This window comes from Limosilactobacillus pontis DSM 8475, assembly GCF_001435345.1.
GTDB lineage: Bacteria > Bacillota > Bacilli > Lactobacillales > Lactobacillaceae > Limosilactobacillus > Limosilactobacillus pontis.
Genome location: NZ_AZGO01000060.1, coordinates 24590 through 45560, shown reverse-complemented (window position 1 = coordinate 45560; position 20971 = coordinate 24590). Strand labels below are relative to the sequence as shown.

General features: G+C 53.3%; 18 protein-coding genes. 8 read left to right on the top strand and 10 right to left on the bottom strand.

Annotated elements, in window-relative coordinates; translation table 11 throughout:
- Positions 1-98: 98 nt before the first annotated feature.
- The 10 genes from FD34_RS06155 to dnaA all read right to left on the bottom strand — a co-directional run bounded on the left by FD34_RS06155 (position 99) and on the right by dnaA (position 11262).
- Complete coding sequence (locus FD34_RS06155; protein WP_057807797.1) at positions 99-1088, bottom strand: amidohydrolase family protein; 990 nt, start codon at positions 1086-1088, stop codon at positions 99-101.
- Positions 1089-1165: 77 nt separating this feature from the next.
- Positions 1166-1402, bottom strand: coding sequence for a 30S ribosomal protein S18 (gene rpsR, locus FD34_RS06150; RefSeq protein WP_025022578.1), 237 nt, complete (start codon positions 1400-1402; stop codon positions 1166-1168).
- 29 nt (positions 1403-1431) lie between these two features.
- A complete protein-coding gene (gene ssb / locus FD34_RS06145; RefSeq protein ID WP_057807795.1) occupies positions 1432-2001 on the bottom strand; it encodes a single-stranded DNA-binding protein in 570 nt (189 codons plus the stop codon).
- Between the two features lie 37 nt (positions 2002-2038).
- Positions 2039-2335, bottom strand: coding sequence for a 30S ribosomal protein S6 (gene rpsF, locus FD34_RS06140; RefSeq protein WP_057807794.1), 297 nt, complete (start codon positions 2333-2335; stop codon positions 2039-2041).
- A gap of 204 nt (positions 2336-2539) precedes the next feature.
- Positions 2540-5053 carry a DNA gyrase subunit A gene (gene gyrA, locus FD34_RS06135; RefSeq protein WP_057807792.1) on the bottom strand — a complete coding sequence of 838 codons (2514 nt, stop codon included), beginning with the start codon at positions 5051-5053 and terminating at the stop codon, positions 2540-2542.
- Positions 5054-5086: 33 nt separating this feature from the next.
- On the bottom strand, positions 5087-7033 hold the full coding sequence (gyrB, locus tag FD34_RS06130; protein WP_057807790.1) for a DNA topoisomerase (ATP-hydrolyzing) subunit B: 1947 nt from the start codon (positions 7031-7033) through the stop codon (positions 5087-5089).
- Positions 7033-8154 (bottom strand): DNA replication/repair protein RecF, encoded by a 1122-nt coding sequence (recF, locus tag FD34_RS06125; protein ID WP_057807788.1) that lies wholly within the window; start codon positions 8152-8154, stop codon positions 7033-7035. Before recF ends, gyrB begins: the two co-directional genes overlap by 1 nt.
- Before the next feature lie 9 nt (positions 8155-8163).
- Positions 8164-8385, bottom strand: coding sequence for a S4 domain-containing protein YaaA (yaaA, locus tag FD34_RS06120; RefSeq protein ID WP_057807786.1), 222 nt, complete (start codon positions 8383-8385; stop codon positions 8164-8166).
- 248 nt (positions 8386-8633) lie between these two features.
- Positions 8634-9776, bottom strand: a complete 1143-nt coding sequence (dnaN, locus tag FD34_RS06115) for a DNA polymerase III subunit beta (RefSeq protein ID WP_057807784.1) — start codon at positions 9774-9776, stop codon at positions 8634-8636.
- A 166-nt stretch (positions 9777-9942) separates the two neighbouring features.
- Positions 9943-11262: a chromosomal replication initiator protein DnaA gene (gene dnaA / locus FD34_RS06110; RefSeq protein ID WP_057807782.1), complete on the bottom strand. Its 1320-nt coding sequence runs from the start codon at positions 11260-11262 to the stop codon at positions 9943-9945.
- A gap of 489 nt (positions 11263-11751) precedes the next feature.
- On the opposite strand from dnaA, the gene rpmH reads away from it, so the two are divergent.
- The 8 genes from rpmH to asnB all read left to right on the top strand — a co-directional run bounded on the left by rpmH (position 11752) and on the right by asnB (position 20969).
- A complete protein-coding gene (gene rpmH, locus FD34_RS08480; RefSeq protein ID WP_083479914.1) occupies positions 11752-11886 on the top strand; it encodes a 50S ribosomal protein L34 in 135 nt (44 codons plus the stop codon).
- 123 nt (positions 11887-12009) lie between these two features.
- On the top strand, positions 12010-12354 hold the full coding sequence (gene rnpA / locus FD34_RS06105) for a ribonuclease P protein component (protein WP_057807780.1): 345 nt from the start codon (positions 12010-12012) through the stop codon (positions 12352-12354).
- A gap of 10 nt (positions 12355-12364) precedes the next feature.
- Positions 12365-13198, top strand: coding sequence for a membrane protein insertase YidC (yidC, locus tag FD34_RS06100; protein ID WP_202812840.1), 834 nt, complete (start codon positions 12365-12367; stop codon positions 13196-13198).
- 113 nt (positions 13199-13311) lie between these two features.
- The gene (gene jag, locus FD34_RS06095) at positions 13312-14121 is read left to right on the top strand and encodes an RNA-binding cell elongation regulator Jag/EloR (RefSeq protein ID WP_057807778.1); all 810 of its coding nucleotides are present in this window, start codon (positions 13312-13314) and stop codon (positions 14119-14121) included.
- A 162-nt stretch (positions 14122-14283) separates the two neighbouring features.
- Positions 14284-15672 carry a tRNA uridine-5-carboxymethylaminomethyl(34) synthesis GTPase MnmE gene (mnmE, locus tag FD34_RS06090; protein ID WP_057807776.1) on the top strand — a complete coding sequence of 463 codons (1389 nt, stop codon included), beginning with the start codon at positions 14284-14286 and terminating at the stop codon, positions 15670-15672.
- Between the two features lie 8 nt (positions 15673-15680).
- Positions 15681-17627 carry a tRNA uridine-5-carboxymethylaminomethyl(34) synthesis enzyme MnmG gene (mnmG, locus tag FD34_RS06085; RefSeq protein ID WP_057807774.1) on the top strand — a complete coding sequence of 649 codons (1947 nt, stop codon included), beginning with the start codon at positions 15681-15683 and terminating at the stop codon, positions 17625-17627.
- Between the two features lie 177 nt (positions 17628-17804).
- A complete protein-coding gene (locus FD34_RS06080) occupies positions 17805-19040 on the top strand; it encodes a carboxylate--amine ligase (protein WP_057807922.1) in 1236 nt (411 codons plus the stop codon).
- 21 nt (positions 19041-19061) lie between these two features.
- A complete protein-coding gene (asnB, locus tag FD34_RS06075) occupies positions 19062-20969 on the top strand; it encodes an asparagine synthase (glutamine-hydrolyzing) (protein ID WP_057807772.1) in 1908 nt (635 codons plus the stop codon).
- Positions 20970-20971 lie beyond the last annotated feature (2 nt).

Sequence of the window (20971 nt, the reverse complement as noted above, 5' to 3'; positions counted from 1 at the left end):
CCTCCCAAATCGGCGGTTGGATTCCGCCTGCTAATTGGATAATTCTATCATATCACACCGGTTGCCAAAAGCTGTCGAAATCACTTAATCTACCAGCCTTAATGCCGGGTCGTGAAATCCTTAGTGACTGGGTCGTGCGCCTGCCGGGCTGCGACCACGTTAGCGGGCTTGAAATAAACCCGCGCGGCATTATTGGCCATCACGTCAGCCAGCTCAGCCGGGGTGAAGATATCGGTATGCTCCAACCAGGTTGCCAGCTGGTGGTAGCTGTTGAAGGTTGCCGACCACGGGGCGTCACTGCCCCAGATGATGCGCTGGGGACCCAGCTTTTTCTTGGCAAGCCTGACCGCCCACTGACTCCGTGGGTATGGAAAGTCATCACGCCCCTCGCCCAAGATGTCCTGGATTGCCGAGATATCAACGCTAATGTTAGTCAGTGGGGCAAACTGGTCGAGCGCATTGACCAGCTGGTCGGGATGGTCCGCATCAGGAAAGGAGAGGTGACAGACGACAAAGTCTAATTGTGAGTAGCGCCGGGCCAGGTTGACGATTGCTTCCGGCTGGTAGCTGGTCTGGTCGCTAGCCCCGTAGTCAACCGTCACCACGAAGCCCGGGTAGCCAGCCAAGTAGTGGAAGATCTGGGAAACCCGGTTGTCGATGTCGAGGCGGAAGGACCGGTGGAAACCGTGTAGACCCCCGCCCTGACTGATCTCAAACTTGATAGCCCGAAAGCCCAGGTCCTCGACGTAGCGGTGGACAATCACCATTGACCGGTCGGCAAAGGGATCAACCGCAAAGGCCCCGATGAACCGGTCTGGATAACGTTTAACTACCTGATAAGTGTAGTAGTTTTGGTAGCCGTTCAGGGTTCCCTGAAGGATGACCGCCTTGTCAATTCCCTCCTTGTCCATGATCGGCAGGTACTTCTCGGCCAGAAAGTTATCGTCGCCCCAACCATCTGGAATCAGCTTGATGATCTCGCCGTCATCCCAGATGGCGTAACCGTTGCCGAGCGGACTAAGCCGGCCCTGGCCCTTGGATCCGGCCGTTTCCCGTACAAGGTGGATGTGTCCTTCGATTTTACGCATTTTAGTTCTGCTCCTTTCAATTCGTCCGATACAAAAAAAGCCCGCTTCACGAAGAAGCAAGCTTTTTTAATTTTGGATTAGTCTTCAGCAACGAATGGCAGAAGACCCATGATCCGGGCACGCTTGATAGCGACCGTTAACTTACGTTGGTTCTTAGCACTGGTCCCAGTGACCCGACGTGGTAAGATCTTACCACGTTCGGAGATAAACCGACGTAATAAATCAGTATCTTTGTAATCGATGTATTCGATGTGGTTTGCGGCGATGAAGTCGACTTTACGACGACGACGGCCGCCCCGACGTTGTTGTGCCATGAAATTACCCTCCTATCTGGTAAAAAAATTTAGAATGGTAAATCGTCATCAGAGATCTCAGTCGATTGGTCCCCATTATCGTTACTACTGGAGAATGGGTTGGCTGAGCTATTCTGGCTGGCACCAAAGCTTTGAGCTCCGGCATCAGTTGACGAATTAGCTTGAGGAGCGTTGTTAGTCGATTGCGGCTGATTGTTGTTACCGTATTGGCCCTGCTGACCACCAAATGGGGCCTGGTTACCAAACGGTTGCTGGCCGCCCTGGTTCATCCCGCCATTTTGCCGGGGTTCGAGCAGGGCAAAGTTATCAACCACGACTTCAGTAACGTACACCCGTTGCCCCTGTTGGTTCTCGTAGTTCCGGGTTTGGATCCGGCCATCGAGTCCCACCAAGGAGCCCTTGTGGGTGAAGTTGCTGAAGTTTTCAGCGGATTTACGCCAGATGACACAGTTGATAAAGTCCGCATCCCGATCACCATTTTGGTTCCGGAATTGCCGATCAACTGCGAGCGTAAATGAAACTACCGCAGTACCGCTGGTAGTGTATCGCAACTCAGGATCTCGCGTTAAGCGTCCAGTCAAAACTGCACGATTAATCATTCGATCGTTCTCCTCTCTATTTACATTGACGATCTAATTAAGCATCAAGCTTAACGATCATGTGACGTAGGATATCGTCGTTGAACTTAGCTAAACGGTCAAATTCGTTTAATGCTTCGTCAGTGTCAGTGGTCAGAGTAACCACGTGGTAAGTACCTTCAGTGTACTTTTCGATTGGGTAAGCAAAGCGACGCGTTGACCAATCCTTTGATTCAGCGATGTTTGCACCATTGTCCGTCAAAACCTTGTCGAACCGGTCAACCAGTTCGCTCTTAGCTGATTCTTCGATATCAGGACGAATGATGTAAGTAATTTCATATTTACGTGTTTCCATGAATATTACACCTCCTTATGGACTCTGGCTCTTCTAAAACTTTAGAAGAACAAGGAGAGTAGACGTCTGTACGTATACTCACAGATATAAAATATAGCATAGACTAGGCTTTAAAACAAGAAACAAATAACAAGAAATCCTGAGAGTTGCGCTCAATTAATATAATACGCAAGTTCTCAGGATTTTCGTCTTAATTAGTCAATTTTATTGGTGATCTTCCGTCTTAGCAGGTGCCTGGTCCGTTTCCTTTTGGTCCTGGTCAGGCTCCTCATCCTCATCGGACTCCTTTTCAACCTTAGCCATCGTCGCTACCTTGGTGCCCTTATCCATCTTGATCAAGTGGACACCAACGGCGGAACGACCGGTCTGGGAGACAGTCTCAATGCCAAAACGAATGATGACCCCGTGGTCGGTGACCAGCATGATGTCTTCGTCACCATCGACCGTGGTTAGGCCAACTAGCGGACCATTCTTGGCCGTCACGTTGACTGTCTTGACTCCGAGGCCACCCCGGCCCTTGATCGGGTACTCAGCAGCTGGCGTCTGCTTACCGAAGCCGTTCTCGCTGATAACCAGGACATTGCCGTCCTTCTTTAATGGGGCAGCACCAATCACGTAGTCAGCATTGCGGAGACGAATTCCGCGGACCCCGGCAGCCGACCGCCCCATCGACCGAACCACGTCGGAGTTAAAACTCAGGGCATAGCCGTTGTGGGTCCCAATGATCATTGGCTGACCATCAGCAATGACATTAACATTGATCAACTCGTCACCGTCATGGAGGTTGATGGCCTTCAGACCGTTACTACGGATATTCTTAAATTCCGGAACCGGCGTCCGTTTGACCGTCCCCTGCTTAGTCGTGAAGAAGAGGAACTTATCATCATCGTTGGCCGCGTGGGAAACGTTGATGACGGCGCTGATCTTCTCCTTGTTATTGATCCCCAGCAGGTTGATGATCGGGATCCCCTGGGCGGCCCGCCCGTATTCTGGAACCTCGTAGCCCTTCATGGAGAAGACCTTTCCGGAGTTCGTGAAGAAGAGCAGGAGGTCGTGGGTTGAGCTTGAAATCAGTTGTTCGATGAAATCGTCCTTGTGAACGCCCATCCCCTTGACACCACGGCCACCACGGTGCTGGGACTTGAATTCGTCGGCCGGCAGGCACTTGATGTAGCCGTTATGGGTGAGGGTGACAATGATGTCTTCCTCCTCGATCAGGTCCTCATCCTCAATATTGGTAATGTCACCAACCTGGAGTTCGGTCCGCCGCTTGTCACCAAACTTACGCTGAATCTCCAACAGTTCATCATAGATGATCTGGTGGATCCGCTCATCGTGAGCCAGGATGTCCTTGTAGTCAGCAATGGCATCCATCAGCTTCTTATATTCAGATTCGATCTTCTCCCGTTCTAGACCGGTCAGCCGAACCAGCCGCATATCCAGGATGGCTTGGGACTGGCGATCGGACAGGCCATAGTTCTGCATCAGCTCGCCCTTAGCGATTTCACTGGTCTGGGAATTGCGGATGATCTTGATGATCTCATCGATGTGGTCGAGGGCGATCCGCAAACCGGCAACGATGTGGGCCCGGTTCTGGGCCTTCTTCAGGTCAAACTTAGTCCGCCGCCGGACGACGTCTTCCTGGTGCTCCAGGTAGTACTGGAGGATTTGCTTCAGGCTAAGGATCTTCGGTGCCCCGTTGACGATCGCCAGCATGTTGAAGTTGAAGGTCGTCTGCATCAGGGTCATCTTGTAGAGGTTGTTTAGGATAACCTCGGCGCTGGCATCCCGGCGGACGTCGATCACGATCCGCATCCCGTCACGGTCGGTCTCATCGTTGATATCGGTGATCCCCTCAATCTCCTTATTCCGGGCTAACTCGGCGATCCGCTCAATCAGCTTGGCCTTGTTAACCATGTACGGGATCTCGTGGACGATGATCCGTTGCTTACCGTTCTTCTGCTCCTCGATGTCGACCTTGGCACGGACAATGATCGTCCCGCGACCGGTCTCATAGGCCTTCCGAATACCAGACTTGCCCATGACAACCCCACCGGTTGGAAAGTCCGGCCCCGGCAGAACCTTCATCAGGTCCTCCGTACTGGCGTCCGGGTTGTCCATCAGCATGTGAATGGCGGAGATGGCCTCACCCAGGTTGTGGGTTGGAATGTTCGTCGCCATCCCGACGGCAATCCCCGAGGCCCCGTTGACCAGCAGGTTTGGGAAGCGGGCTGGTAGGACGTCCGGCTCCTTCTCCGTACCGTCGTAGTTCGGGTGGAAGTCAACGGTGTCCTTATTGATGTCGCGCAGCATCTCCACCGCAATCTTGCTCATCTTGGCCTCGGTATAACGCATGGCGGCGGCGCTATCACCGTCGACCGATCCGAAGTTACCGTGACCGTCAACCAACATGTAACGATAACTAAAGTCCTGCGCCATCCGGACCAGCCCTTCGTAGATCGAGGAGTCACCATGGGGGTGGAACTTCCCCATGACGTCCCCGACAATCCGGGCCGACTTCTTGTACGGCTTATCTGGGGTAACCCCCAGTTCGTTCATCCCATACAGGATCCGCCGTTGAACCGGCTTTAAGCCATCACGTACATCCGGCAGGGCCCGGGAGACGATGACACTCATGGCATAATCCAAGAATGAGTTCTTCATCTGGCTCGTCAGCTTAACGTCCGTGATCCGGTTTGACATATTTTCTTCAGCCAATGTCGCTCCTCCTTTTTAATTTCGCGTAGTTTATTACAGGTCCAGGTTCTCTACAAACTTGGCATTTTGCTCGATAAAGTCCCGCCGTGGGCCGACCTTAGTCCCCATCAGCATCGGGAAGATCTCGTCCGCCTGCTTGGCATCATCCAATTGAACCCGGAGCAGGTGCCGGTTCTCAGGATCCATCGTGGTCTCCCAGAGCTGTTCGGCATCCATTTCACCAAGCCCCTTGTACCGCTGGATAACCGGCTTCGGGCTCGGCTGCAGAGAGTTGACGACCCGCTCCAGCTCCTCGTCGGATTCGATGTACTTGACGAACTTACCCTGACGAACCTGGTACAACGGCGGCTGGGCGATGTAGACGTAGCCGTGGGTGATCATTGGCTTCATGAACCGGTAGAACAGGGTCAAGAGCAGGGTCCGGATATGGGCCCCATCGACGTCGGCATCGGTCATAATAATCAGCTTATGGTAGTTGGCCTTAGTGATGTCAAAATCATCACCAAAACCAGTTCCCAGGGCCGTAAAGAGAGACCGAATCTCGTCGTTGGCCAAAACCCGGTCCAGGGTAGCCTTCTCAACGTTTAGGATTTTCCCCCGAATTGGCAGGATCGCCTGGGTCAGCCGGGACCGTCCCTGCTTGGCGGAACCACCGGCGGAGTCCCCCTCGACAATGAACAGTTCGGAGATATTCGGATCTTTGCTGGTGTTATCGGCGAGCTTCCCGGGTAGGTTGGAGATCTCAAGACCGCTCTTCTTCCGGGTGACTTCCCGGGCCCGCTTAGCGGCAACCCGGGCCTTGGAAGCTAACTGGCCCTTTTCAATGATCTGCTTGGCCTCGTCTGGGTGCTCCATTAAGAAGCGGTTGAAGGTCTCGGCAAAGATATGATCGGTTGCCGTCCGGGCATCAGAATTCCCCAGCTTGGTCTTTGTCTGACCCTCGAACTGCGGGTCGGGGTGCTTGATGGAAACCACCGCAATCAGCCCTTCCCGGACATCATCCCCGGATAGGGTCTCGTTGCTCTTCAGTGCCCCACTCTTGTGACCGTAATCGTTGATAACCCGGGTCAGAGCCATCTTGAACCCGGTCTCGTGGGTCCCACCCTCATAGGTATGGATGTTGTTAGTAAAGGTCAACAGCTCGCTGCGGTAGCCGTTGATGTATTGGAGGGAAACCTCCACCGTGATGTTGTTTTCCTTCCCCTCAACGTAGATCGGTGGGTCAAAGAGGACTTCCCGGCCCCGGTTGAGGTACTCAACATAGTGACGGATCCCACCCTCATAGTGGAACTCTTGGCGCTCAGAATCTTCGTCACGCTTGTCCTCAATCGTGATCTTCAGCCCCTTGTTCAAGAAGGCCAGTTCACGCAACCGGTCGGTCAGAGTTTTGATATTATAGGTCGTCGTTTCGCGGAAAATGTCCGGGTCCGGCTTGAAGTGGACCGTGGTCCCATGAACGTCCTCAGGTAGACCGGTCTCGATGACCTTCATCGACGTCTTAACGTGGCCGTGGTCGAAGTCCATGTAGTAGCGTTTGCCTTGCCGCGACACCTTGACGTCCAGCTCAGTGGACAGGGCGTTGACGACTGAGGCACCAACCCCGTGCAGACCACCAGAAACCTTGTACCCGCCACCGCCGAACTTACCACCGGCGTGGAGGACCGTAAAGACCGTCTCCAGGGCGGGCTTACCGGTTTCCTTCTGGGTATCAACCGGGATTCCCCGACCGTTGTCGCGGACCGTGATGCTGTTGTCAGGTTCAACCTCAACGTTGATCTCCGTACAAAAGTCCGCCAAGGCCTCGTCGATCCCGTTATCGACAATTTCCCAAACAAGATGGTGTAAACCTTGTGCAGACGTCGATCCAATGTACATCCCGGGACGCTTACGAACCGCATCTAATCCCTTCAGGACTTGAATCTGGCTGGCATCGTACTCGCTTGCCAACTCAGCTTTTGTTTCCTTGTGCTCGTCGCTCACTATGCTTCCTCCTTGTTCAAAGTGCCATGTTTAATCTCAAAAATCGTCGGTTTTTTGATCAGCTGCCGGGCCACGTCGCTCAGGCTAGTGGTGGTCAGAAAAGTCTGAACCTTATCCTGAATTGCCGTCAGCAGGTGGGTCTGCCGGACCGGATCGAGTTCGGACAAAACATCATCCAAAAGCAGGAGCGGGTACTCACCCGTCTGCTCCTTCATTAGGTCAATCTCCGCCAGCTTGACCGACAAGGCGGTCGTGCGCTGCTGGCCCTGGGAGCCAAAAGCCTGGATGTTCTTGTCGTTGACCATGAAACGGATATCATCACGCTGGGGGCCGTACATCGTGGTCCCCTGGTCGATCTCGCGGCCCTGGTTGTCCTGATAGAGCTTAAGTAGCTCGTGGTAGGCCTGGTCGACCGTCGTCTCATCCCCGACCTTCACCTGGGTTACGTATGCCAGGTGAAGATGCTCCTGGTTGAGCGAGATCTGATAATGCAGGTCGGCCGCCCACTTCTCCAAGTGCTGCAAAAAATGATGCCGAGCAACGATTACCTCGGCACCATACGCTGCTAACTGGTCTGACAGAACCGTGAGCAGAACCCGGTCGTGCTGCTGACCATACTTCAGTTGTTTCAGGTACTTGTTGCGTTGGCGCAGGAGCGTGCGAAACTGGCTCGCGTCATACAGGTACTTGCTGCTCATTTGGCTAAATTCCATATCCATAAAACGCCGCCGCACCGCGGGCGCCCCCTTCACCAGTGATAGGTCCTCAGGGGCAAAGAGGATGGTGTTCAGCTGACCGACGTACTGGCCGAGGCGCGCCTGTTCGAGGTGGTTGACCTTGGCCTTCTTACCGTTCTTGGTAAATTGCAACTCCAGCGGAACCTTTCCCGTTGCCTTCTGCACCACGCCACTGATCGACGCCGACTGCTGCTGCCAATTGATCAGCTCACGGTCGTTGCTGGTCCGGTGACTCCGGGTCAGCGATAGGGCGTAAATGGCCTCCAGCATATTGGTCTTCCCCTGGGCATTGCGGCCGATCAGCACGTTGATCCCGGGGGCAAAGTGAACGGTCAGATCCTGATAGTTTCTGAAGTTATGCAACCGTAGTTCTGTCAGAATCATTGCCAGCGCCTACTTAGTCTTGATAACCAGGGTCGGGTAGTCCGGCAAAGCCACTTGGTCGTCTGGATAGAGCTTGCGGCCCCGACGATCATCCGACTCGCCATTGACGAGAACCCGATTTTCCTTCAGGTACCACTTGGCTGCGCCACCGGTGGGAATGATTCCTTCTTCTTTCAGTAATTGACCGAGCGTAATGAACGGCCGGTCAATCGTAATCTGCTTATCTTCCACACTAATTCACCTACTTTACTTATCTTATTATACCACAGTTGACTGTTAAATAGGCGTTAAGAGCCAATCTCAGCCCGTTGGTGCCCTTTGAATCATTTTTCTCAAAAATGCTTTTGAAATGATCAGCGGACCGGTCAAGCCACTTTCCGTCACTTTTGCCTCAAAAAATTCATTTAGCAAGGAAACAAAAGGAGCCACTCACGAAAATGATCATGAGTGGTTCCTGATACTTGATAATTTTTGAATAATTAGAACGTCCGCACTGGGGTAATCAGGTGGACAAAGTTCTCGCCGTCCTCCGTTGGCACCAGGGTAAATGGCCGCAATGCGGAGGTGAAGGCAATCTTAACGGTCGTCTGACCAAACGACCGTAACGCATCCTTCATGTAGTTCGGGTTGAAGGAGATCTCAAGGTCGTTCCCATCCAGACTGGTTGTTGCAACCTCTTCCTCAACGGTCCCGATGTCTGGAGAATCGCTACTGATCCGCACGAGGTTCTCATCAGGATTCAGGGTGAGCTTAACCACGTCGTTACGACTCTCATGAGACAGGAGGGAGGCCCGCTCGATGGAGGCCAGGAAGGTACCCGCGTCTAATTCGACGGTGGTATCGGCCGTGTCTGGAATCAGCTGACTAGTCTCGGGGTAGTTCCCCTCCAGCAGCCGCGAGTAGAAGTGGGTGTTGCCGAAGATGAACAGGATCTGATTCTCAGTGACCTGAACTTGAACATCCTCGTCAACGTCACTGATCATCCCGGATAACTCATTCATACTCTTTCCTGGAATGATAACGTCGAAGTCGATCCCATTATCGACATCGTTCAGTGTGACCTTCCGTTGGGCAAGCCGGTGACTGTCCGTGGCCACTGCCGTCAGTAGGCCGTCGTGAAGGGTGATATGAATTCCGGCGAGGATCGGTCGGCTTTCCTGCTTTGAAACGGCAATGACGGTTTGCCGGATAACCTCCTTTAAGACATCATTAGGCAGGGTAATTGTCTTATTAGTTTCAACTTCGGGCAGGTGAGGGAAGTTTTCTGCATCCTGACCATTGATCTGGAACTTGGCTGTTCCGGATGTAATGTCAGCTTGAAAGCCGCTTGTAACTTCAATAGTTACCTGCTTATCTGGCAGTTTCTTGACAATTTCACTGAAGAAACGTGCAGGCAACACAATGGCGCCTGGATCTTCAACGGTCAGGTCATAATCGGTGTCACTCGCTTCAATAACACTTTCGATGGTGATATCGGAATTGCTACCAGTTAAAATGATTCCTTCCTTATCAACTACCATTTTAAGGCCCGTTAGAATTGGAATTGTGGTCTTAGATGAAATGGCACGTAACACATTGTTGAGTTGACTAATGAATGCTGGCCGGTTAATTGTAAACTTCATTATTGATCACTCCTTGTATATAAATATATTTTATAGTTTAAAAGAGTAGTAGTAGTAGGGGATGTTAATACTGTGGATAAGTGCGTAAATCCCTTGGTAACAAGCGAAAGTAGCTGTTGATAACCTGTGGATAAAATTGCGGATAACCACTTGAGTTGTTCACAGGCTATGAATGCAGGCGTTCCTTCAGGTTATTGATGTCCTTTTGAAGGTCGGTGTCCTTCTTGAGGGCGGCCTCAATTTTGTCGATGGCATGGAGGACGGTCGTATGGTCCTTGCCACCAAACTCATTCCCGATCTTTGGTAGGGAAAAATCGGTCAGCTCACGGGAGAGGTACATGGCGATCTGCCGTGGGACCACGATCTGTTTGACCCGCTTCTTCCCGAGAATATCGCTTTGGGTAATATTGTAGAAACTAGCCACCTGTTTTTGGATCTCGGCGATTGAGATGGTCGTTTGTTGCTTTTGCCGTAGCCCCTTCAGTGCCTGGGAAGCCAGGTGAGGGGTAATCGGTTCGCCGCTGAGGTTGGCAAAAGCCTGAACTTGGTTGAGGGCACCCTCGAGTTCACGAATGTTGGTATCGATCTGGCCCGCAATATAGTTCAGGGTATCATTGCCGATTTGGATATGATCTTCTTCGACCTTGCTACGCAGGATGGCGATCCGGGTCTCCAGGTCTGGCGGTGTAATTTCAACCGGCAGACCCCAGCGAAACCGCGAAACCAGTCGATCCTGGAGCTCGGGAATCTCGTTTGGGATCCGGTCGGAGGTCATAACGATCTGCTTTTTTCGATCGTGCAGGGCGTTGAAGGTATAGAAGAACTCCAGCTGGGTTCCCTCCTTAGTGGCGAGAAACTGGATATCATCAATCAGGAGCAGGTCGAGGTTTCGGTATTCCTCACGAAACTTCTCCATTGAGTTGCTCTGGATCGAGTTAATGAAGTCGTTGGTAAATTCCTCACTGGTAATGTATTTGACCTTAGCCTTCGGGTTGGCCTGAAGCATATGGTTACCGATGGCCTCCATTAAGTGGGTTTTGCCCAGCCCCACGCCCCCATAAATGAAAAGCGGGTTATAGAGGCCGCCGGGGCTCTCCGCAACGGCGTATGCCGCTGCGTGGGCCATCTTGTTGCCCTCACCGACAACGAAGGTATTAAAGTTGTAGTGGGGGTTTAATGGGGTATCCATTTCAAAGGTCGGGATGCCAGCCGCATTTTTATCGGGTGTTGGGGTGATTTCACTCTTCAAAACATAACGTGGCTCAATATCATGGCCTAGGTCCGCCCGGGCGTACTCACGGAGCTTGGCATCCAGATTTTTACGCCAGAACTCCTGGTGGATCTGAGTTGGTGTCAGAACGGTCAGTTGGTTTTGGGAGAGAGAAATTGCTTTTGCCGGAGCAATCAATGTGTCAAAGGTGACCTTAGTGGTATTTTGACGAAATGAATTTTGGATCGCTTCCCACAGAGAATCGAGCTCAGTCAAAATAATTCCTCCTAATATATTAAATTCCAAACGGTATTTTATCATTACATTAAAAAGTTTTCCACAGGGTGGATAAGTAAGAAAGTTTTTTACACAACACTGTGTGGTATTTTTGTTGTGGGCTGTTGATTCTGTTAGCTTAGTGGGAGAATTAGTACCAATTCACAACGGTTGTGGATAAGTAAACGCGATAATGACGGTGTTTTAACGGGTTATTAACAAGTATTCACTGTCCTGTGGATAACTCTAAACACAGGGTGTGAATTGTGAATAACTACAAGATATTGTGGTGGATAGTTTTCCACAGCAGAACATCTTGCACACGCCTGTGCATAGTTTTTATCGTTCTGTGGATAAATAAAAAAGTCAAAATAATTTTTAGCCATTTATTAATCGCGAAAAGTATGGTATACTTCCAAAGTATGTTTGAAGAGAACGTCTTTTTAGACTAGAAGCAAACCCATTCAATTGAATAGGAGGTGCAATTGTATGAAGCGCACGTTTCAACCAAAGAAGCGTCACCGTGCACGTGTCCATGGCTTCCTTAAGCGCATGAGCACCAGTAACGGCCGTAAGGTATTAGCACGTCGGCGTCAAAAGGGCAGAAAAGTATTATCTGCATAACCACACGGCCACTTTTACAGTGGCTTTTTTTATTGTGTTAGGGCAGGGCAGACCGCTTTACTTAGTCAGCAGTCGTTTGCCTAGCCCTTTTTTCATATCTAATGTAAGGCTAGGGATTATATAATGAGAAAATCATACCGAGTTAAAAAGGAAAGTGAGTTTCAACGGGTCTTTGAAACCCATAATTCCGTCGCCAACCGTAAATTCATCATTTACCAGATGGCCAAGCCGGGCCAGAAACATTTTCGCGTGGGAATCTCAGTCGGCAAAAAGATCGGCAACGCTGTCCATCGTAACTGGGTGAAGCGGCGGATCCGGCAGACCCTGTTGGAGGTCAAAGCGCAGATCAAGCCGGACGTCGACTTCTTGGTGATTGCGCGGCCAGCCGCGGACGGCCTTGAGATGCCGGAAGTGAAGAAGAAGCTTGTCCACGCCCTGAAGCGGGCAGACCTATTGAATGAAAAGTGAGGAACACGTTTTGACAAAGAAGCGAAAAAAGATCTTAAGCCTGTCAGCGGTCATGAGTTTGACCCTGCTGCTGGCAGCCTGTTCTAACGCGCCGGTCACCAAGCACAGTACCGGCCTGTGGGATCACTACATTGTTTACAACTTCTCGCAGTTTATTATCTGGCTCTCTAATCATATCGGTGGTTACGGGATGGGGATCATCGTCTTCACGCTGATCATCCGGGTATTGCTGTTGCCACTGATGTTCTATCAGACCAAGATGATGATGAAGACGCAGGAACTAACGCCGAAGCTGAAGGCCCTGCAGAAGAAGTACTCGTCACGTGACCGGGAATCCATGCTGAAGATGCAGGAAGAATCCCGGAAACTCTATAAGGAAGCCGGGGTTAACCCGATGGCCTCCATGCTGCCGCTGATCATTCAGTTGCCAATTATGTGGGCCCTCTACCAGGCCATCTGGCGGACCCCAGAACTGAAGCAGGGGACCTTCCTTTGGATGCAGTTGGGTCACCTGGATCAGTACTACGTCATGCCGATCCTGGCCGCCCTCTTCACCTTCATCAGTTCCTGGCTGTCGATGGCCTCGATGCCGGAAAAGAACGGGATGACGACGGCAATGACCTGGTTTATGCCAGTGATGGTCTTCGTGATGGCCCTGGGCTTCTCGTCGGCCATCACCCTCTACTGGGTGGTTTCTAACGCCTTCCAGGTGGTTCAGACCCTGCTGATCCAGAACCCATTCAAGATTCGTCGCGAACGGGAGGAAAAGCAACGCGCGGAACGGCACCGCAAGCGGAAGCTGGAAAAGACCAAGCGTCGTGCCTACCAGAGTCGGCGTAAATAATTGAATTGAATTTAGAGCTGGGTACCGATCGTGGTACTCAGCTTTTTCTTTCGCCTATCGTTAGCGAAAAGGGTACAATATATAGAAGAACGCGATACAAAGGAATGAATAAGATGCCAATCTATACTGGTAAAACAATTGCAATTGCTAAGCAGGCGGCTGCCACGGCCCTCGGGGTGCCCACTGATCAGCTGACGATCAAGGTCATCCAGGAGCCTCGCAACGGCTTCCTTGGGATTGGTCGGCGGGCGGCCAAGATCAGTGCTGAGCCGGTAGTTAAGAACAAGCCAGCCGCGAAGCCGACCCCGGACCAGCCGGCTACAACTTCGGCACCGGCCAGTGCCCACTCGACGACCGCACCTCGTTTTGCTACTTCCCAGCCGACCGCGGCCCCAACTGACGTTAAGGATGGGGATGAACTGGATCCGGCCGTTATCAAGGCCCACCATGCCGCTAACATAAGCAAGGTCCGGAATGCGGGCGACCAGCTGGTGGAATACCTGCAGGGAATCTTCAAGGACCTGGGTGTTGAGACGGCACCAACGATCACTCAAGTGGAGGCCCACGCGATCACGGTTGATGTTAAGACGCCGGCGCCTGGCCGGGTCATCGGTCGCCATGGCCAGCGGATTAACGCCCTCGAACAGCTGAGTAACGTCTTCATGAACTACCACGGTGCCCCGAAGACGGTGGTCATGCTCGACACCGCCGACTATCGGGAACGCCGCCGTCAGGTCCTACATGACCTGGCCCAGCGTGCCGAAACCGAGGTGGTGGCCAGCGGACAGGCCGTCTTCCTCGACCCGATGCCAGCACGGGAACGTAAGCAGCTCCATAAGGAACTCGAGAATAACGCCCACGTCAAGACCTACTCGCACGGTCGGGAGCCTTACCGGAGTGTGGTGGTCGCCCCACAGAATTAGGCGGGCAGTCTTTGGTTGACATTTACCAGTGATGATTTTAGAATATTGACGGTTATTCAAATTAAATCAGTTAAAGTAGTGAAAGTGCTTTGACCATGATGACGGCAGTAATGCCTTCAGACGTGGACTGGGCGCTTTTTTTGTTAGAAAGGAGCGAATATCATGGTAAACAGTGAGGCGGATACGATCGCGGCTATCTCAACCCCGGTGGGCGAAGGGGGCATTTCGATCGTCCGGATCAGCGGGGATGACGCAATCAAGGTGGCCCAACGGATCTACCAGGGTAAGAACCTGGAGAAGGTGGCCAGCCACACGATCAACTATGGGCACATCATCGACCCCGACACCAAGCAGGAAGTCGATGAGGTAATGGTCTCGGTGATGCGGGCGCCACACACCTACACGCGTGAGGACGTGATTGAGATCAACTGCCACGGGGGCCTGCTTGCTACCAACCGGATTCTCCAGCTGGTGCTGAGCTACGGGGCCCGGATGGCCGAACCAGGTGAGTTCACCAAGCGGGCCTTCCTGAACGGTCGGATTGATCTTTCCCAGTCCGAAGCGGTGATGGACCTGATTCGTGCCAAAACGGACAAGTCGATGAAGGTGGCGTTGAATCAATTGGACGGGGACCTCTCCCGCCTGATTCGCCACCTGCGTAAGGACATCCTGGACGTGCTGGCCCAGGTCGAGGTCAACATCGACTATCCCGAGTACGATGATGTCGAGGAGATGACCACCAAGATGCTGAAGGAGAAGGCCACCGACATTCAGCAACGAATTCATTCCCTCCTCAAGACGGCTAAACAGGGGAAGGTCCTGCGCGAGGGGCTGGCGACGGCGATCATCGGCCGGCCCAATGTCGGTAAGTCCAGTCTCCTAAACGCCCTGCTCCATGAGGACAAGGCGATCGTGACCAACGTCGCCGGGACGACCCGGGACGTGATCGAGGAGTATGTCAACGTCAACGGGGTACCCCTGAAGCTGATCGACACCGCCGGGATTCGCGACACCGCTGATACGGTCGAAAAGATCGGGGTCGAACGGAGTCGTAAGGCCCTGGACGCCGCCGACCTGGTCCTGCTTCTGATTGACAACTCGGCCCCGCTGACGGCGGAGGACGAGAAGCTCCTGGCGGCTACCAAGGATAAGCAGCGGATCGTTATCCTGAACAAGACCGACCTGCCGAGTCAATTGGACCTGGACCGCTTAAAGGAGTTGGTTGGTGATGCCGCTTTGATCGAGACCTCGATCGTCAAGCGCGAGGGGATGGACCAGCTCGGTGCACAGATCAGCCATATGTTCTTTGATCAAGGGATCGAGAGCAGCCAGAACAACGTCATGGTCACCAACGCCCGCCACATCGGCCTTCTTCACCAGGCTAACGATGCCCTGAGCGATGTCTTGAAGGGGATCGCGGACGGGATGCCGGTCGACCTGGTTCAGATCGACATGACCCGTTGCTGGGACCTCCTCGGTGAGATCACCGGGGACAGCTACCAGGACGAGCTGCTCGACCAACTGTTTAGTCAATTCTGCCTAGGAAAGTAGGGAAAATCATGAAGTCTGCAGAATCATTGAAAACTTCGGACGCCGTTCAATACGAGGGCGGCGACTATGATGTCATTGTTGTCGGTGCCGGCCACGCCGGGAGTGAGGCCGCACTGGCCGCTGCCCGGATGGGAAACAAGACCCTGCTGGTGACGATTAGCCTGGAGATGGTGGCCTTTATGCCATGCAACCCGTCAGTTGGTGGCCCGGCTAAGGGGATCGTGGTCCGCGAGATTGACGCCCTTGGTGGTGAGATGGGGCACAATATCGACAAGACCTATATCCAGATGCGGATGCTCAACACCGGGAAGGGTCCGGCTGTCCGTGCACTGCGGGCCCAGGCCGACAAGCACGCCTACCACCGGCAGATGAAATTAACCATCGAGCGCGAACCAAACTTGACCCTGCGCCAGGCGACGGTCGACCAGCTGATCGTTGAGGATGGCGTCTGCAAGGGGGTCATTACCAACACGGGGGCCCGCTACCACGCCAAGACCGTGGTTCTGACCGTCGGTACTGCCGCCCGGGGTAAGATCATTATCGGCGAGCTCCAATACCAGTCCGGCCCGAACAACTCCAAGTCGGCGGTTAAGCTCTCGGAGAACCTGGAGGATCTCGGCTTCGACCTGGAACGGTTCAAGACCGGGACACCGCCGCGAGTCAACGGGAACACGATCAACTTCGACGAGACCGACATCCAGCCCGGCGACGAGGAACCGCACCACTTCAGCTTCGATACCCCGGACAGCCAGTACATTGCCGTTTCCGACCAGCTGGCCTGCTGGCTGACCTACACCAACCCAACCACCCACGGGATCATCCGGGCCAACCTGGACCGGGCCCCGATGTTCTCCGGGATGATCAAGGGGGTTGGTCCCCGTTATTGTCCGTCGATTGAGGATAAGATCGTCCGCTTCGCCGATAAGTCCCGCCACCAGGTCTTCCTGGAACCCGAGGGCCGCGATACCGACGAGTACTACCTCGATGGGGTTTCGACCTCGATGCCCGAAGAGATTCAAAACAAGATTGTCCACTCGATCAAGGGGCTGGAGAACGCCCAGCTGATGCGGCCGGGCTACGCCATCGAATACGACGTGGTGGCCCCATACCAGCTCCACCCAACCCTGGAGACCAAGATCGTCAAGAACCTTTACACGGCTGGCCAGACGAACGGTTCTTCCGGTTACGAGGAAGCAGCCGGCCAAGGACTGATCGCGGGGATCAACGCCGGGCTACGGGCCCAGGGCAAGCAGCCATTTGTCCTTAAGCGTTCGGATGCCTACATCGGCGTGATGATCGACGACCTGGTCACCAAGGGAACTAAGGAACCTTACCGCCTGCTGACCAGCCGGGCCGAGTACCGCCTGATCCTCCGTCATGACAACGCCGACTTCCGGCTGATGGAGAAGGGCCATGCCATCGGTCTGGTTAGCGACGAGCGCCTGGCCAAGATGGAGGCCAAGAAGGCTAAGGTGGCCGCCGAGATCAAGCGCCTGCAGTCGATCAAGCTTAAGCCGAGTGATGAGAAGGTCAACACCTTCATCGAGCAGCACGGTGACAACCGCCTCAAGGACGCGGTGGCTGCCGCCGACCTGCTGAAGCGGCCGTACTTCGACTACCAGACCCTATTGAACTTCATCCCGGCCCCGCAGGACACCCTGGACCGGCACGTGATCGAGCAGGTTGAGATCCAGCTTAAGTACGCCGGCTACATCAAGAAGGAAGAGGTCAAGGTCGAGCGGATGAAGCGGATGGAGGCCAAGCGGATCCCGGCCGATATTGACTACGAGGATATTGACGGCCTGGCAACCGAGGGTCGGCAGAAGCTCGAGAAGATTCGGCCCGAGACATTGGCTCAGGCCTCCCGGATCTCCGGGGTCAACCCGGCCGACATTGCCATCTTGAGCGTCTACGTCCGGCAGGGGAAGTTCTCCAAGAAGGGCGAGCAAGAGTAAATTTGGGAAAGAATTGAGGAGAAAGGAAGCACCATTGCCGATTTCTCCTTTTTTGTTTTCGGTGGATGGCGCGCGGGCCAGCGGAAATTAGGCAACCATATTTACAAACATTATTAGGATAGTTATACTTAAGTTTGATTTAAAATTAGTAAATGAGGCAATTGAGAGATGAATAAGATGTCAAGCAAAGAAAAGCGGACTGACTTCCAACCAATTCTGTTGGGGACCGATTTTAACTGCTACGGAATGGCGCGGTCGTTCTACTCGCAATACGGAATTAAGAGTATTGCCTATGGGGTGATGCACATGGCCCCGACGCGCTACACCAAGCTGGTCGATGTCCACGTTATTGAAGGTTTCAACGAGGACCCGGTCTTCATTGAGACGATGCGCAAGATTGCTGCAAACCTTGATCCCGACAAGAAGTACCTTCTGCTGTCCTGTGGGGATGGTTACACCGAACTGATTGCTAAGCACTTAGATGAGCTGAAGAAGAGCTTCATCTGTCCCTATGTTGATGCCGAGCTTTTCAAGCGGTTAGGCACCAAGGAGACGTTCTACGAAGCTGCCGAAAAGTATGGTCTTCCTTACCCCAAGACGAAGATCATCACGAAGGAGGAGGTCGAATCTGGGCAGCCGATCGAGCTGCCGTTCGATTTTCCAATTGCCCTGAAGCCATCTGACAGTGTGGAATGGCTTGATATTCAATTTGAGGGCCGCAAGAAGGCCTATGTCCTGGACAAGCGGGAACAGTTCGACGAGCTGATGCCAAAGATCTACCAGGCGGGCTACACCGGCAAGATGATCGCCCAGGACTTCATCCCCGGCGATGACTCCAACATGCGGACGGTTAACGCCTACGTCGACTCCGACCACCACGTCCGGATGATCAGCCTGGCCCACCCGCTTTTGGAGGACCCGTCACCGGTGGCCGTTGGTAACTACATGGTGATCCTCCCCGAGAAGGACATGGCCATCTACAAGACCATTCAGAAGTTCTTAGAGGAGGTCAAGTACGTCGGCTTTGCGGACTTCGATATGAAGTACGACCGGCGTGACAAGCAGTTCAAGATCTTTGAGATCAACCTGCGGCAGGGGCGGAGTAGCTTCTACTGCACCCTGAATGGCTACAACCTGGCCAAGTACGTGGTTGATGACGTGATCGACCACAAGCCCTTCACCGGAACTGACTATGCCGATGGTGATATGCTGTGGATGAACGGCCCGAAGAAGGTCTTCTACAAGTACGCCAAGGAAAACGAGTACAAGGAGAAGGCTAAGCAGCTGCTCGCGGCTGGCAAATGGGGAACTACGGCCTTCGACAAGCACGACACGCTCAAGCAACGGCTGTTGATGCACTACTCATTCTGGATCATCAACAAGAACTACCAGAAATACTTCGTTCAACGCTAATAGATAGAATAGGAGAAAAATATGTGTGGAATTGTTGCGTTTGTGGACAACGAAAAGCCACAAATCAAGGATAAGCTGATTAAGAAAATGAAGAACCGGATCATCCACCGGGGCCCTGATTCAGAGGGGCAATACGTGGATGAACACGTGGCGCTAGGCTTCCGGCGGCTGAGTTTTATTGACGTGAAGAGCGGTAACCAGCCGATCTTCAACGAGAACCGGTCGATGGCCATTGAGTTCAACGGTGAGATCTACAACTTCCAGGAACTGCGCGAGGAACTGATCAAGCGTGGTCACACCTTCTCAACCCATGCGGATACCGAGGTTATCCTGCATGGTTACGAGGAATGGGGCGATGATGTTTTGAAGCGCCTACGGGGAATGTTTGCCTTCATCATCTGGGACTTTAAGAACCAGGAGATGTTTGGTGCCCGGGACCACTTCGGAATCAAGCCGCTTTACTACGGCAAGATGAACGGCACCTTCTTTGTGGGTTCCGAGATCAAGGCCTTCCTAGACCACCCGAACTTTGATAAGCAGCTGAACAAGGAAGCGTTGAAGCCTTACATGACCTTCCAGTACTCAGCAACCCAGGAGACCTTCTTTAAGGGGATCTACAAGCTGCCAGAGGGTCACTGCTTCCACTACAAGGATGGCCAGTTCAGCATGAAGGAATACTGGGACGCCGACTTCGACCCCCAGGATGAGAGTTTCGACCAGGCCGTCGACAACATCGAAAACGTCGTTACCAACTCGGTTAAGGCCCACTCCTTTGCTGACAAGGGGATCAAGGTTGGCTCCTTCCTGTCTGCTGGGGTCGACTCCAGCTACGTGACGGCGATGATGCGGCCGGACAACACCTTCTCCATCGGTTTCGACAGCACCTATGACGAGACCAAGCAGGCCCGGGAACTGGCAGCCAAGCTGAAGCTGAAGAACACCGATGCCAAGCTGACGAACGAGGAGGCCTTCCACACCTTCCCACTGATCCAGTACTACCTGGACGAACCAGACTCCAACCCGTCCGTCATCCCGCTGTACTTCCTGACCCGTTTGGCCAAGGATAACGGCTACAAGGCAATGCTGTCCGGTGAAGGGGCCGATGAGCTGTTCGCCGGCTACATCGACTACGGCTTCAACTCCAACTCCATGCTGATCCGCTGGTTCACCGACAAGCTGCGTGAACTGCCACAGGCTAAGCGTTACAAGATCGCCAAGTGGTTGGACGGCAAGCACTTCCATGGTCAGTTGCACATGTTCCGGGCCCTGGCCCCCGTGCGCGAATCCAAGTTCATCGGTCAGGCCTACATCTTCTCACCAGATGAGGCGGCCGATATTCTCCAGGACAAGTACAACTGCGGCCCGACGATTGACGACATCATCGACCCAATCCTGAAGAACGTTGAGGACAAGGATATCGACGAGGTTGCCAAGAAGCAGTACTTGGACATTCACAAGTTCATGCCGGGCGATATCTGCCTGAAGGCCGATAAGATGAGCATGGCCAACTCCCTGGAACTCCGGGTACCACTCCTGGACAAGGAGGTCATGCGGGTCGCGGGTCACACCCCAACCAAGTACCTCTTCAACCGTCACGGGACCAAGTGGGCCTTCCGGATGGCCGCCAACCGGCACCTACCAGAGGAATGGGCAACCCGGCCAAAGATGGGCTTCCCGGTTCCTGTCCGGGCATGGCTGCGGGAGAAGAAGTACTATGAGGAGGTTCGCGAGCTCTTTGAGCAGGACTTCGTCAAGGAATTCTTTGACCAGGACAAGATTCTGCAACTGCTGGACGACAACTACAACGACAAGGTCGACGGTCGTCGGAAGATCTGGACGATCTACACCTTCCTGGTATGGTACAAGCAGTACTTCATTGATGACTTTATCCCTGAAGAAGTAAAGAAGTTAGACGAGGTGGCAGAATAGGA